Here is a 16187-nt window from a genome sequence, read left to right as displayed (position 1 = left end):
ATTTCTCTTATTGTTATTTATACCCGAGCATCTTCAAGTTGATCGGGTATACCCCTGACTTGCAGGATTTTTTTGTGCTTTATTAGCGCTATGGTCTGTCGTTGCCATGACTTTATTTGTCGTCTTTTTATTAATGACAATCGAACCATAAAACAAGCTATTAAGGTCAAGCTTTACGCCGTGACTGACTAATTTTGCAATCGCACGAAAATAGGTTAATTCGTCACTCACGCCTTTGGCATTTACCGGCACTGATACGCTGGTTTTACTACTGCCATCTTTTACCTGCGTGACTTGTTGATGATTATGTTGCTGCTTGTGTTCAGGCTGCTTGTGTTCATGTTCAAGTGTTTTATCAACCCAACTACACAGTGAACGACCCGGACCCATTTCAATAAAAACGCGAGCGCCATTGTTATAAAGCGTATTGACCAAACGCGGAAAATCGACGCGATCACATAAACACTTCGCAATAGAGTGAGCTATTGCTTTACTTAATTGTGGTACCGGTAAATAACAAGAACTTGAATACAACTTGGTATTAATACGGGCATTTACCGCCATGGTATATAACGCCACCATGTCATCGTATTCCGCTTTTGCTGGTGCACTATGAATAGCGTTGGCCATATTAAGTGCCATGGCGCGAACACCTAACTTGTCAATTACGCGTAAACAATCTGCAGGAAAACCTGCTAACAAAACACTGTCTGGGGTATTAATAATGGTGCAATAGACCCGAGTTTCATCAATACAGGCAGCCTCTACCTGAGCTAACGTCGCTTTAATGGTATACGTTTCCCATATTGGCGCTTCAGTCACTTCAGTTTTGCTATTTGGTAAGGGCAAATCCCAATGCTCACGTAGCGTTAATAAATCACCACAAAGTCGTTCATTGAAAGTAGCCGAGTTTGCCAAACGTGCGCTCATTAAGCCCGGTTGTTGCCAACAGCCTAAGGCAGCATACATACTGACTTCACCCATGGAGTATCCCGTGGCGAAATCGGCATTAAGTTTGAATACCTTGGTAAATATTTTGCTAAACACACAGGCAAAACCAACCCCAGCTTCGGCGATATCAGCAAGGTTGCCACGTAAGTCTAAATCACGTTGTTTTAGCGCTTTAAAATCAAGACGACTGATGCTGCGCGGGTTCAACAAGGTATCTTTTAAACTGCTACCAATATCATCAGCTAAGTTTGCAACGTCGGTATAAATCTCGGGAAACAACTGAAATAAATCGCGACCTAAACCAACATACGTTGCACCAATCCCTGGGTACATAAAGCAAACATTATTATTAAATTGAGAGGTACTTTTAGCGCTATTTTCGGTTTGTTGTACCGCAGGCTCCGCGCTGAAAAAACTGCCTTTAGGTGTTTTCCATTGCGTTGAGTCAGATGATGTGGCTTTTCCTAGTTCAGCTTGAGACAAATTAACAAAAACGTTTTTTATGCCTTGCTGAGCCAACTGAATTTCTTTTGTTAACTCGTCATTCGATTCAGCCAATAATGCAATAGAATACTTTTTAGTCGACGTTGTTAAGTACTGTTGATATTGCTGATCGGCCATCAATTTTAAATCATCATGGCCTTTCTTTACTGGTAATAGCGAAGCTAGCTGTGAAAGCTTCTGTTGCAACTCAGCTTCATCTTCACCATTAACAAGTACTAAATGCAGCTCACTACTGGCAAGAAATCCGTTTAGACGAATATCTTCATCTTTGCTCTCAAGCGCATGTTCCGATAACACCAAATGACAATAACTGTCTTGGGTTAAACAGCTATAAGCCGCACTGTGCAAACTACCATCTGCATTGGGATAACGCGTTCTCGATTCTGTTGGAAAGTAAAAACTTGATGATTGCCAATTAACTAAGTGCCCAGCTTTTGGTGTTTGCCAATTATTGATACCCGGAATATAACGTTGCTGCAGTGCAATAACAGTGCGCAGTAATCCTAATACTTGAGAAAAACCAGCGCCCTCTCCGGTAATGCTTCGTACACAACTAATAGCGCGCGTTAGCACCTCTCCCGCATAGACATCACGGTAAGCTTCAAGTAATACTGAAGACTCTAATTCACTGTGAAATTCATCTTCAAGGGCTGAAACTTCAACTAACGCAACTCGCTGTTGGTTAATGCTTTTTAGAGATTCAAGCACAGCTGCTTTCATTGCACTAGCATTGACAGCTGAAATCGACAAACCATTAAGTTGAGCATAAATAGGCAGTTGAGTTTGCTGTGCCATGAGTTTCGGCGCAAGTAATAGACTGGCAATACCTGACGTTGATTGATAGCCAGAAAAGTGGCTATCAAAGCTAATAGTCTTATTGTTCTGAACCGTATTCTCAGGAGTGTTCTGCTCAACGCCTTTGTTCAAACTCGTTATGTTTAATCCAACCAGTGCAACGAAGCTGCCTTTATCGAGTAACGATAGTGCAAGGGTCAATGCTTCACTTAACTGACTGACCACATTAATGCTATTGATATGAGCTTCGATTTTAACATTGTTATCAAGATCAAGTGATTGCTCACTGATAACAATCATATCCAGTTGCTTTAGCACGTTGTTGTGTTCTTGCTCAGCTAGTTCACTAATAGAGAGTGCGCCAAGCATACGCGCGCTAGAATCATTGATAACATCAGCAATAGTCGTATTGGCTATGCTTATCTCATTGCCTAAGTCTTCATCTAAGCCTTTATCGACCCCTTTACCTACCTCTTTACCTACCTCTTTACCTACGTAAAGGGCACGGGCAACGCGGTCAATATTGGCGAACTCAGCAAACTGACTATCAATACCAACGATGGCTATTTCATTAGTTAGCATTTAATTAGCCATTCCTGCTGTTTTCGTTTCTACCGCTTTTACATCACTCGTTTCTGGGATTTTATCTACATCACTTTGTGAGCCAACAGGTAAAAACATGTCATTTAAACTCTCACTCGCGGTGACTTTAGCAGATTTCATTTCAGCCAATAGCAAACCATCTTCACTGATAAAGTTAACATCTGCGACTAACTTGCCACGTTTACCGCCTTTACCACTACTGCTCACCACGTTTAACTGTAAGTAGAAAGTTTTACCTAGTTCAACTTGACCATAAACATGCCACGCTTGCGTACTTGACGGTAAGCTACCTAAACCAAGTTCTCTTTTCACCCAAACGAGCATGGCTTGATAAGCGAGATCGTTAGCAAAGATGTTACTTGCTGAGTTATTACTTGTGGAAATAGGAAAGTCGCCCTGTTTCTGCTGAGCTACTTCAGGCACTTTACAAGCTAGAAGTAAGCCCTTTTCATCACACTCGATAACGTGGGTAATGCCTTGCAAACTTTCACCATGGAATAAAGTGCCATTTTGGTATAACGCTTTCGCTTCGCTAGCTGTGGTAGCCGTTAACTTATCTGCTACCCCATTAACAACTGAAAGCGCTGCAGAATTTGCTAGTTCACGCTCTACAGTAATAACGGATTGAGTCGTTTTAGAAACTAAAACGACTTGTCCGCTGTAATGAAAGACTGTTTTACCCGCATCATCGACTGATGATATTTTACTATCAATCAATAAGGTATCACCGCCATCTAGTTGGCTATTCATATCAACTTGCATGTCAACTTTCATATCAGCTGTCATATCAATAAAAAAGTCTTTGCTCTCTTTCTTAGCGAGCGTTGCTTCATCAAAGGTTACGCCTTTGAATAGCTTGTAATCATTTATGCCTTGATAAACATAGTCAGGATAAACACTTTGCGCCGCATCACTCATCCAAGCGATAGCACAAACTGTTGGTAATACTTGGTCATTACCGATAACGTGATCTGCTAAAAAAGTATTGTTAGTCGCTTGCAGTGTTTTAATAACACGCGCTGATAAGCAACTAACTTGTGACTTTTTTAGTGAAGACACTTGTGCTGTTTTTTCTTCGGAAGTGGCACTATCGGGTGTTTTAGATAAATCGTTACCAACAAGGATTTGTGCACAACGGTTAGTGTTAGCACTTAACTCACTGACTAATAATTTAGCGCCAGCATCAAGTGGAATAATATAAACACCACGCGCATTGAACATACGTTTTAGTTCAGGAGTAACCATACCGCCATCCCAAGGTCCCCAGTTAAAACTCAATACTTGAGCGTTGGGGTGTTGCGCCTTAAAACGGTATGCAGTTTTATTTAATATATCGTTAGCAATTGAATAATCAGACTGACCTGGGTTTCCGTAGAAACCTGCCGCTGATGAAAACAACACTAAATGCTTAATATCTTCTGGCTGACATACCGATAACAATGACAATAAACCATCTATTTTAGTGCGGTAAACAGAATCAAAATCGCTCAATGTTTTTTGTTCAATAAACTTATCCGCCAATACGCCAGCGCCATGAATAATACCGGTGATTGTTAGTGGCTCTTTTGATGTTCCCGCAAGAGCAGCTAATGCAGGCGCAACAGCATCACTCACACTTTGACTATCCGTAACATCGGCAGCAACGTATTGTGCCTGTCCACCAGCAGCTTTAATCGCATTTAGGGTTTGAACAATTTCACGATTAGCTAAAATAGGACGAACAAACTGCGTTACTTTAACCGGCGTTGGTTTTTCACCTGAGGCAATTAATACCTGCATCGCGGCTTTTTTCAACGCTACTTCATCGTGATGACCATTGGCCCAACTTGGCTCAGTACCTTTATCTTCTGCATTTTCAGCTTCACTCTCGAGCAGTGGTGAGCGGCCGAGTAAAATAAATTTTGCTTGATGTTGCTTGGCTATTTCAATAACACAATGTGCGGTAACACCTTTAGCGCCACCACTCACTAAAAAGACAGAATTGCTGTCAATGCTATCACTGTCTGAGGTAACTTTTTGCGCTAGCGTGTAACTGTCTGTTTTTACGCCAACAAGTGTTAAGCGTTTGCCTAAATTTTGGCTTAGGTTATCGGTGTCATGTGCTACTTCAATAAGTGACGTATTAATATCAAGCAATTCATCACAGATAATGGTTGCCGCTTTATCGGCTGCTAATTTTGCTGATAGGTCGATAATACGACAAAATACGCCAAGATCTGTATCACTATTATTGTCGCTATTGTTGTCAGGAACGGCGCGCCACTCATGAGAAAGAGTTTTTACTAAGCCGCCTAAGCCGCCTTGTACTAAATCGGCATGTAAGTCTGCTTTAATATTTTGTTCGCCGGCACTGCCAGTGTTCGTAAAACCAAGCGTTCCGCCTTGTCTGGTCACTACAACAAAAGAAGCGCGAGCCACTTTAGCCGATTTAACCTGACATAGTTTGGCTAACACAAACGCTAACATTAAGCCTTGTTTCGCCGCTTCAGGAAATTCTATAGTGTTAACCGTGTTCTTAGCTTGCAAGTAAATAACCGCATCAAGCTGTGCATGCTGTTCAAGTAATTGTTTAACTTGCTCTTCAACTACAGTGTTGTCATTACTGCCAATTTCAACATTACCTATTTCAACAAGGTTAACCGCTTTACTGAACGTTTTCTTCGAACTAGTCACTAGCCAATTAGGTTTTAACACCGTCACTTGCCAGCCTTGTTTTAGTAACTTTGAGCTTACGGCTACTGCGGCGCCACTGCCATCATCAACAACAAGTGCATTGGCTTGCGCTTGGTCTTTACCTAGCGCACTAAAGTCTTGCACTATTTTAGTTACCGACGACAATGCCTGCAAGGCAACAACTGCGCTCGGTGCAGGGTCTGCGATAACTGTGCTAATAGACGTTGATGACTTATCTGTTGCCGATGTACTGTTTGTAGAAGGCGACGATGGAGATGTCGGTGGTGTTGTAGGTGGTGTTGGCGGAACTGGTGCAACTTTACTCTGCACTTTCTCCTGCATATGCCTAACTATTTCACCTAAAGTACGAAGCTCAGCTAAATCTTCAGGGTTAAGCTCAGGTAAGTCTTCAATGATTTCTTGCACTGCACCTAAGATTTCAACACGTTTGATTGAATCGATACCTAAGTCAGCTTCCATATCCATGGCAAGCTCTAACATTTCAGGTGGATAACCTGTTTTATCAGCGACTACTTCCATCATCACATTTTGAATGTGGTCAAGGTCAATAGCAACAGAAGCGACTGGCGTTTGAGTTATTGCTACAGACGTTGTCGATTGTACAATTTCTACTGTAGGTAATGGCGAAACTTTACTCTGCATATAGCTAACTATTTCACCTAAAGTACGTAACTCAGCTAAATCTTCAGGGTTAAGCTCAGGTAAGTCTTCAATGATTTCTTGCACTGCCCCTAAGATTTCAACACGTTTAATCGAGTCAATACCTAAGTCAGCTTCCATATCCATGGCAAGCTCTAACATTTCAGGTGGGTAACCTGTTTTATCAGCAACTACTTCCATCATCACGTTTTGGATGTGGTCAAGGTCAATGGCAACGGTCGCTACTGGCGCTTCAGTTAATGCTACAGACGTTGTCGATTGTACAATTTCTGCTGTAGGTAATGGCGCTACTTTACTCTGCATGTAGCTAACTATTTCACCTAAGGTACGTAACTCAGCTAAATCTTCAGGGTTAAGCTCAGGTAAGTCTTCAATGATTTCTTGCACTGCACCTAAGATTTCAACACGTTTAATCGAGTCAATACCTAAGTCTGCTTCCATATCCATGCCAAGCTCTAACATTTCAGGTGGGTAACCTGTTTTATCAGCAACCACTTCCATCATCACGTTTTGGATGTGGTCAAGATCAATGGCAACGGTTGCTGATGGTGTTGCAACTTCTACTGCTTGTGTAACTACTGGTGCAGCTTGTGTTAAAGGGACGGCTGCCACTTTACTTTGCATGTAGCTAACTATTTCACCTAAGGTACGTAGCTCGGCTAAATCTTCTGGGTTTAACTCAGGTAAGTCTTCAATGATTTCTTGTACCGCACCTAAGATTTCAACACGTTTAATCGAGTCAATACCAAGATCAGCTTCCATATCCATGCCAAGCTCTAACATTTCAGTGGGGTAACCGGTTTTATCGGCAACGACTTCCATCATCACGTTTTGAATGTGGTCTAAATCTATAGCAACTGTCGCTACTGCCGCTTGTGTAACTACGGGTGCAGCTTGTGTTAAAGGGACGGCTGCCACTTTACTTTGCATGTAGCTAACTATTTCACCTAAGGTACGTAACTCTGCTAAGTCTTCAGGGTTAAGCTCAGGTAAATCGTTAATGATTTCTTGCACTGAACCTAATATTTCAACACGTTTGATAGAATCAATACCAAGGTCGGCTTCCATATCCATGGCAAGCTCTAACATTTCAGTAGGGTAACCGGTTTTATCGGCAACCACTTCCATCATTACCGTTTGGATGTGTTCAAGGTCAATAACGGGTGCAGATGTTGTTTGTACTTGTGTCGCTAGACTTGTTGCTGGAGCAACAGCCACTTTGCTTTGCATGTAGTTAACAATTTCACCTAAGGTGCGTAACTCTGCTAAATCTTCAGGGTTAAGCTCAGGTAAGTCGTTAATGATTTCTTGCACTGAACCTAAAATCTCAACACGTTTGATAGAATCAATACCAAGGTCGGCTTCCATATCCATGCCAAGCTCTAACATTTCAGTTGGGTAACCGGTTTTATCAGCGACTACTTCCATCATCACGGTTTGAATACGTGCTAAATCTAATACGGGTGCGACTGGAACAATAACGGTTGCCACTGTATCAACTGCCGCAGACTTAGATACTGTTCCCTGCTTAACTACTGGTTTAGCTTCTTGCTGAGCTACCTGTGCCACTTGGCTAATAACAGGCTGTGCAATAACCGTTGGTGTAACAATGGCCGCTGGCGCTTGTGGCGCACGGTTTAGCGGATTAGTTAACTCCGCGCTATTAGTGAGTACTCTTGTGCCCGTCTGCGTTTTACCCGACAACACATTTCCCGATAACATGGTGGACATGTTATCGCTTTGATTATTTAAGTATTGCTCATGAACACGTAACGTTTGAGACTGAAAATCGTGATACATAGTTAACGTACGCTCGACACTTTCAGGTACTTCGCCATCAACTTGCTTATTAGAGACCGCAGTTAATACGTTATCAACCGTTTGAGCATAAGCTTTTGGCCCTTGCATGTACTGTTCGTGTACATTAAGCACTTGCTGTTGATGCTCAACAAATTGGCTAACACTACGTTCGATATCTGCCGCTAAAGTGCTTGTCTGACTTGAAGCTTGCCCAATAACAGGTAAAGCGTGTGTTGCTTGCCCGTTAACTTGGGTTCCCTTTGCGATAGTTCCATCGGCGTTCAGATAGACAATTTTTTCAACTTCAACAATACGTTCTACTTCAACGATTTTCTCAACAATTTTCTCAACAATGCGTTCAGGTGCAGTATGTGACGTTGCTTTTGCTTGTTTTACTACTCGTCCATCAGCTAACGCATCTGCAAAGGCTTTTTCTGTTTTAGCACTAACATAAGACTTACCCGTTAACTTCATCGCTAATGGCGACATTTTAACCGCAGCTAATGGGCGTTTTACTGCGTTGTGCGGGTCAATATCATCTAAGCTGACACCTAATACGGCAAGTTGTACCGCGGCTTGTCTTAGTTGTTTGTCTGATGATTGCTTAGCGTTAGCATTAACCGCAATTGTCACGACATCGTTTTTGTCTTCTAAAATATTATCAACCAATTTTGTTAATACATTTTTAGGACCAAATTCGACAAATACACGACCACCGTCAGCGTAAATGTTTTCAATTTCTTTATTAAAATGAACTGATTCTAAAATATGCTTTTTAAGCGCCTTTTTGATATCCGTCGCTTTATTTGAATGCGCTTTACCTGTGCCATTAGCAAAAACAGGCATTGATGGCGCAGAAAACTTGGCGCGGTCAATTGCTTGAGCAAAAGGTTTTTGAGCATGAGCAACTAATGGAGTATGAAATGCTGCTGAAACCGGTAAAGGTACAACTTTATAACCTCTGGCTTTGAGTGTTTCAGTTGCAATAGCAATTTGACTAGTAACACCGGCAACAACCACTTGGTTGTTGGAGTTATAGTTAGCAATAGAGATATCGTTAATGTCTTTGATAGCGGCAGCAATTTTTGTCGGCTCACCCACAACGGCAACCATAGTACCTGCATCGAAATCAGCGCTAACATTTCCGTTATCATCAGCGCTTGGCTTAGCCATCGCTTGACCACGGCTGCGTGCTAGCATCATATAATCTTGTTCAGAGAATACGCCAGCTGCCCATAATGCCGTTAATTCACCAAAACTATGACCTGCAGTAAAATCTGCTTTAAAGCCAGCTTGGGTAAAGGTTTTATACAAACCAACACTTAAGGTACCAATAGCAGGTTGAGCATGCTGTGTTAAGCGTAATGCTTCGTCTTGCACTTTTCTTGCATCAGCGTTAAATACAGGAATTGGGTAACTGGTAGACGAAAGCTGTGGTAAACCGGCAGCAGAGAACTGGCTGTCCATGTCACTAGCAGCTTGCATCACTGTTGGGAAATTACAGGCTAACTCACGGCCCATATTCACATATTGTGAGCCTTGACCTGAGAACAAGGCAACCACTTTTCCGGCAGTTGTTATGGCTGATTTTCGATAATAAAGCCCTGTAGGTAATGACCAAGCTTCACTGTTAGCGCTATTTTTAGCCTGTGAAGAAAACTGCTTTAATGCCATGGTGATCATATCTATGGCTTCAAGTGCATTTTTAGCAACAAAACCACAACGCGCTTCATTCGCTTCGGGCGTTTTTAACTGCTGCTCAGTAACTAAGGCATTAAAAACGAAAACTTGTGCTTCTGCACCTACGTTTAACTTGCTTTGCCAATCATTCAATAGCGTAATTAATGTCGCTTCATCTTTGGCATTAAATAATAGTGTTTGTGGTACCGCGTTTAATCGGTACTTACCTGCGGCTGTAGCTTGGTATTCTTCTAATACCATATGAAAATTTGTACCACCAAAACCAAACGAGCTGATACCTGCACGGCGTGGTAAACCATCTGCTCTTGGCATCCATGGACGGGTTTCATTGTTTAAATACAATGGGCTGTTTTCAATATCAAGCGCCGGGTTTGGCGTATCAATATTAATGGTTGCTGGTAATACTTTATGATGCAAAGCAAGTACCGCTTTAATCATACCAGCAGCGCCAGCAGCGGCTTTTGTATGACCGATTTGAGACTTAACTGAGCCCAGGGCAATATGCTGCGTGGCATCATTGTTATGCGAGAAGTGTTTCAATAAGCCACTAAACTCGGCGGCATCACCTGCTTTAGTGCCCGTACCATGTGCTTCAATTAAACCACAGCTTTTAGGATCGAAACCGGCATCATCATAAGCGCGTTTTAACGCTTTTGCTTGCCCGTCAGGTCGTGGCGCGTAAATAGATTTAAAACGACCATCGCTTGACGTACCAATACCTTTAAGTACGGCATAAATTTTGTCGCCATCACGCTCAGCATCTTCTAAACGTTTAAAGGCCATCATACCGATGCCTTCACCAATCATCATACCTTTTGAATCAACATCAAATGGACGGATATCATCGTTAGTAGTAAATGCCGGTGTTTTCGCAAAAGACATGTACATAAACGGTGAGTTATCACAACAAACACCACCAGAAATCATCACTTCAGAGCGGTATTCTAATAAATCAGAAACGGCTAGTTTGATGGCAGATAATGAACTGGCACACGCCGCATCAACCACACAGTTAGTGCCACCAAAATCAAAACGGTTCGCAATACGACCAGCAATAACGTTACCTAACATGCCAGGGAAAGAGTTTTCTTCCCAGCCGATGTAAGCTTTTTTGAATTTTTCAATGATCATCGCGCGATCTTCAGCATCAACGCCTGAGGCTTTTAATACTTTTTCAAGTACTGGTCCTTGCAAGCGAGACGTTAATGGCGCAATTTGCTTTTGTCCGCCACCGACACCTAGCGTAATACCGACTTTGTCACGGTCATAACCAGAGCCGTCACCAATACCCGCATCATTAAGTACTTCACGGGCAACCACTAAAGACAATAACTGTGAAATATCGGTTAACTCTAAAATATTTGGCGGTAAACCAAATTCCATTGGGTCAAAATCAATTTCTGGTAAAAAGCCACCACGCTTACAGTAAGTTTTATCTTTTACTGAAGGGTCACTGTCGTAATAATCATCAATATCCCACTGACTTTTAGGCACATCTTTAATGCCATTAACGGACTCAAAAATGTTATCCCAGTAATCTTCTAAGTTTTTCGCATCAGCAAAAATAGAAGCCATGCCAATAATCGCTATTGGACATTCTTGCAGACGAGAATTAAACGTTTTTTCGTCTGCTTCATTTAATACTGGGTTATTAGCTGTGGGTTGTTGCTTTTTAGTCATTGTGGTTACTCTACAGTTATTGTTTGGTTGCACTGCTGTATTGTTCGGTTGCATTGCTGGTTGCATTTTCGCTATTCGTTTAGGTATCTGATGGGTAAGTATCAGACCCGTGAAAGTTTTTTGATGAGAACGCTGTTGTGGGCTCATCAGGACTATCATTTAATAAACGAAAACGGCTTAAAAATTCATTGTAATTACCCGCTAATATTCGGCGGATATGAAAAGGCGCTTTGGTGAGTACGTAGCTCATGTAACGGCTAGCAGCTTCACTTTCATTGCCATCGTAAATATCGACATAGACCCAACTTGATGTTGGATCATTGGCTATTAATAAACGGCACTTATTCTGTTGTTTTTTAGACTTGTCTGCGAAATCTGGTATTTGGGTGACTTTTACTTGCACCACTTCGTCTTCATTTAGGCTGTTAGCGCGATTCAATACCTCACGCATTGCTTTGGGGGAAATATCTGAAGTAAGTTGTTGATGAGCTTGGGTATCTTCTAATACTACTCGTACTGTTTCTGCCGCTGTTGCATCAGCATCATAACTCTCACCATTACCTTCCATATCGCCTTGCATGTCAGTAAGGCGAGAAACACCATGACGCTTTAGGCATCGTTGTAAACCTGCGCGAGACACATTGGCATTAATAAATTGCTTACACACGGCAAGTAATTCATCAAGGGAAAGTAATAAACGTGTTCGAAGCTCAACCACAACATACTCTTGTGCTTCACTTAAGGTGGTGTTTAGCTGCTTAGGTACGTGAGACGCATCAATAAGGGAGTCTCGTTTACGCCATTTACGCACGGTAGATTCTGAAATTTTCAATAACCGTGCAAGCACAGCCGTAGGTAAGTCAGATTCATGGATGAATGCGCGCATTTCAGGTGTGGTAGTCGCGTTGGCATGTTGAGTGGAAGTACTTTTGGGCTGCTTGCTCATTTTCATCCGTTTATTATTTTGGGCAAATGACTTTTCGTAAATCACTTTCCGTAGACAGGCAGCCATTCATTTCACAAAAAAATAAAGGCGCATTAACGATATATCGCGGCTAATATACACAGGTTTCAAACCCAACACAATCACCCGATACTCGCTTTGTTAATTTATAGACTAAGGTATCAACCTATCTGTTCGACCAGTTGGCAATATATCGCTACTATCACCATATATTCACCCTAAATAGTGGCAATTAACAGCAACTAGTCTTTTTTATTCCTAATAAATAATTTTAAAAAAATTCATAAAAACAAATTACCTTTGGACTCTTTATGATAAAATAAAGCCTCACCAAACATTAATCACGCGTTAAATAAGCAATACAAGCTACCGATACTTTTATGACCTTTTTTACTCCATCTGACCTTTCTACTCGATCAAAACAAAAGCTCACTCTCGCTAACAATGAAATTCATCTATGGATGACCAAGCCAGAAGAGTTGCTTGGTAATGATGAGCTGTTAGCAAGCTACTCAGCATTACTCACCAATACTGAATTAGCTAAGCAGCAACGTTATAAGTTCGCTAAAGATAGGCATGATGCTTTGATTACTCGTGCTTTTATACGTGATTTATTATCTTATTATGCTGATATAGCACCGCAAGATTGGCAGTTTGAAAAAGGTTCTAAAGATAAACCTGAAGTGATTAATTGCCCTCTACCACTGCGTTTTAACATCAGCCATACGAAGAACCTCATTATTTGCGCGGTAACACTTGAAGATGATATTGGCTGTGATGTAGAAAATACCGGTCGAAGTAACGATGTATTGGCCATTGCTGAACGTTATTTTTCCCCAAAAGAGAGCGCTGAGCTTTTCGCCCTACCAGAAGCAGAACAACGACATCGTTTTTTTGATTATTGGACCTTAAAAGAATCCTATATCAAAGCCTGGGGTTTAGGCTTAGCAATACCGCTTACCGACTTTAGCTTCAATATCAACGACGCAGAACAAAACCATAAAGATTTATTTACCATCAAACAAGATATTAACTTAAGCTTTGCCCAGCATAGAGTAGATGAACCACAAATTTGGCGCAGTTGGTTAATTTACCCAACAGCAGCCATTGATATAAAACAAGAACATCGCATTGCTTTATCCTTAAGAGCTAAGACCGATAATCAAAAAACTGATTACCAATTACGCTTTTTTGATACCCTGCCCTTGCTTGGTTATCAGGAAATATAGTATTAAATATATATCCTACTGATTCATAGTTTTTGATGGTTACTGGCAATAACACAGCTGAGTATTTACATTTTCAACGATGTTCGTTGACTTCTAAGATAGAAGTTATCCAGACAGTGATTCGCCTTGAAGTTTCCAATTTTGTTATTGGTGGTTTCATACCATACGCTGGTTTAAATAAAGCGCGACTTAGGTAACTAAGCCGCGTTTTTTGATCCATCGGACTTAACAGTTTAACTCCTTTATACAAGGACTACTTTTATACCAAAAGAGTCTTATGTTTATTTTAAAATGCACTGTACATATACACAGCCACACTGTAATTCCTTCTTTCTACAAGAAAGCGCGCAAATTGCCTCCTTTCACACATCCACCAGTTAAGCCGTAATTTTTAACTCATTGATCTATTGATAACAATCGAGTAATCTTCTAGCATTATAAAAATCATGGAGGATTATCCCATCTTGTAGAAACAAGGGGTTTTGCCTCATAATAAACTGTTAGGGCTATCTAGAGTATGGATGCTGATTCACCATTAGTTTTAAATCGAAGTAGAGATAATTCACAAATATTTTGGGCTTCATTAGCACCAATGCTACCTATCTCATTTGTTGTAATTGAAAACTTAGATTTCAATATTTATTCCATATCCTTTTTAATTTTTGCTTATCTAGTTTCATTAGCATTTTGGTTCACTAATGGCACTAAACCAGCGGCTTGGATTAAAGATGATATTTTACACATCCGAGACGGTGTGTTTGGACAAGATAAATTAGAAAAAACAAAAATAGAAACCATGTATTACGAAGTTGATTTTCATCGTAATTCAGCAGGTAATAGTAGCGGTGAAGAAACTGATGTGCATATAATCGTTATTAAACTTAAAGGGTTTAGTGAGTGGCGGTTGCCTATTAAAGATCTTGAAGAGCATGCTGAGAAATTAAGGTTATATCACTTTATAAACGACAACTTTTATAGCTTAGAGTTGCGTAGGTTATAGCCCTAACAAGCACTTCAAACGGAACAAAAACAGTTGGTTAGGTTCCGCTTCGCTTCACATTTTAACCAACAATTTTTGTCCGCTTAAGTGGGCGTTAGCCTTACAAGGAGTTTTCATGATTCTTAAAAGAGATCAAACTTTTCAAGTAGTATTTAATCTAAGGACACCTGTTCATAATGGTGATTCTGTTGGTACAGGTATTTTTGTTGTAAAAGACGATGTTCCTTATTTAGTCACTGCAACACATGTTGCAACTACAACGAACCTTTCAACTCGGATTGTTATAAGTGACTCCGCAGGAAATAGTACGTCATTAAATTTAACTGACTTTAACCAAAATATAAGTTGGAGCAATCACCCTGAAGCTGATGTGTCTGTTTTACCAATTATAATGAGCGCTAAAATAGCTCCGCACATGAACGGAAGATTTTTTCCTTTTGACCATTTTCACACTGCGAAAACTCCGGTGTCTAGAGATTATGAATTAACATCTGTTGGCTTTCCAAATGGACTAGGAGCGACAGGAATGTTCAGTCCATTAACATACCGCTCTTACGCTTCATCTTCATTCATTACTTTTAATCGGGCGGATACACAAACACCTTCAGTATTTTTCTTGCTGGAAAACCCTAGTGTTGGTGGTTACAGTGGCTGTCCAGTTTTTGACCTTGGGTATATGGTTGTTGGTGCTATGACTACAACTAAAGATAAAACTCTTTGTTATGGAATTATGCACGGTACTATTTCTGATAATACTGGTGGAAAGTTAGCGGCAGTTACACCTGCATACTACTTATCTGATTTAATGTAAGGCTAACAAGTTGCTTAAACGGAATAAAAACAGTTGGCCATCGCTTCGCGATTATAGCCAACCATTTTTATCCGCTTAGCAAGGCGTTAGCAGGCATCACTTAATTCTAAATAATTATTTGGTTAGCTTTGTACTTCACATCAAAGGATTGGTGTTTATTTCCCCTCCTTTTTCGTGTCTAACTCATTAGTTTTATAAACTGGTAAGCATTCTATGTTATTGTTTATCAATCAAGTTTAGTGTGTAAGTGATGCAATGTTTTTTGCTATTCACTCCCATTAAATTAATTTTAGCGTTAGTTGTCGGTTTAGTGTTTTTAACTACCTTCTGCTAACAAGGTATTCAAACGGACACGTACAGTCGGCTCGCGCTCCGCGCAGTATAGCCAACAGTACTTAGCCGCTTAATATAAGCGTTATATGGTACAAGGAAGTTTGGTGCACAAATCTAATATTATCGAAATATTGCAATTAATATCATCTGTCGAAAGCCAATTTGAGTACGAAAAAAATGTACCTATTGCCAAAGTTCCTGCTGAATTATTTTGTACATGGTTCGACGATTATTATCATCCTAACTCTGCAGAGTTTGCCTCATCGTTCAATGCCGATGAGCTGAAAGATTTAGCCATATTTAATCAGCACTTTGATAGGTTTGGTAAAAATATACCAATGAATAATGGTGTATCTAGTTTGCAAAGTAATTCGAATTGGCTTGCAATTCAATCGTATGCAGGTAAATTATTGGAAAAGCATTCGTGGTAAGTACCATATAACAAGGCATTCAAACGGAAAA

At 40.6% G+C, this 16187-nt stretch carries 7 protein-coding genes; 4 read left to right on the top strand and 3 right to left on the bottom strand.

Annotated features, from left to right (window positions below):
- Positions 1-33: 33 nt before the first annotated feature.
- The 3 genes from CXF71_RS10180 to CXF71_RS10170 form a co-directional block, all read right to left on the bottom strand.
- On the bottom strand, positions 34-2832 hold the full coding sequence (locus CXF71_RS10180) for a PfaB family protein (protein WP_101232852.1): 2799 nt from the start codon (positions 2830-2832) through the stop codon (positions 34-36).
- Complete coding sequence (locus CXF71_RS10175) at positions 2833-11388, bottom strand: type I polyketide synthase (RefSeq protein WP_101233091.1); 8556 nt, start codon at positions 11386-11388, stop codon at positions 2833-2835.
- A 79-nt stretch (positions 11389-11467) separates the two neighbouring features.
- Positions 11468-12334 (bottom strand): helix-turn-helix domain-containing protein, encoded by an 867-nt coding sequence (locus CXF71_RS10170; RefSeq protein WP_101232851.1) that lies wholly within the window; start codon positions 12332-12334, stop codon positions 11468-11470.
- Positions 12335-12732: 398 nt separating this feature from the next.
- On the opposite strand from CXF71_RS10170, the gene CXF71_RS10165 reads away from it, so the two are divergent.
- The 4 genes from CXF71_RS10165 to CXF71_RS10150 all read left to right on the top strand — a co-directional run bounded on the left by CXF71_RS10165 (position 12733) and on the right by CXF71_RS10150 (position 16156).
- Entirely contained in the window at positions 12733-13581 is an 849-nt protein-coding gene (locus CXF71_RS10165; protein ID WP_101232850.1) for a 4'-phosphopantetheinyl transferase family protein, read from the top strand.
- Between the two features lie 517 nt (positions 13582-14098).
- Complete coding sequence (locus CXF71_RS10160; protein WP_101232849.1) at positions 14099-14581, top strand: hypothetical protein; 483 nt, start codon at positions 14099-14101, stop codon at positions 14579-14581.
- A 115-nt stretch (positions 14582-14696) separates the two neighbouring features.
- A complete protein-coding gene (locus CXF71_RS10155) occupies positions 14697-15392 on the top strand; it encodes a trypsin-like peptidase domain-containing protein (RefSeq protein ID WP_101232848.1) in 696 nt (231 codons plus the stop codon).
- A 437-nt stretch (positions 15393-15829) separates the two neighbouring features.
- On the top strand, positions 15830-16156 hold the full coding sequence (locus CXF71_RS10150) for a hypothetical protein (protein WP_157826736.1): 327 nt from the start codon (positions 15830-15832) through the stop codon (positions 16154-16156).
- The last annotated feature ends 31 nt before the right edge of the window (positions 16157-16187 follow it).

This window comes from Colwellia sp. 12G3 (assembly GCF_002836775.1).
GTDB lineage: Bacteria > Pseudomonadota > Gammaproteobacteria > Enterobacterales > Alteromonadaceae > Colwellia.
The sequence above is the reverse complement of the archived record's forward strand: the minus strand, read 5'-3'. Positions and strand labels throughout refer to the sequence as shown.

Bases quoted from the DNA above. Each gene is read 5' to 3' on its own strand.
- CXF71_RS10180 (WP_101232852.1), bottom strand. From the start codon at position 2,832: ATGCTAACTAATGAAATAGCCATCGTTGGTATTGATAGTCAGTTTGCT.
- CXF71_RS10175 (WP_101233091.1), bottom strand. From the start codon at position 11,388: ATGACTAAAAAGCAACAACCCACAGCTAATAACCCAGTATTAAATGAA.
- CXF71_RS10170 (WP_101232851.1), bottom strand. From the start codon at position 12,334: ATGAGCAAGCAGCCCAAAAGTACTTCCACTCAACATGCCAACGCGACT.
- CXF71_RS10165 (WP_101232850.1), top strand. From the start codon at position 12,733: ATGACCTTTTTTACTCCATCTGACCTTTCTACTCGATCAAAACAAAAG.
- CXF71_RS10160 (WP_101232849.1), top strand. From the start codon at position 14,099: ATGGATGCTGATTCACCATTAGTTTTAAATCGAAGTAGAGATAATTCA.
- CXF71_RS10155 (WP_101232848.1), top strand. From the start codon at position 14,697: ATGATTCTTAAAAGAGATCAAACTTTTCAAGTAGTATTTAATCTAAGG.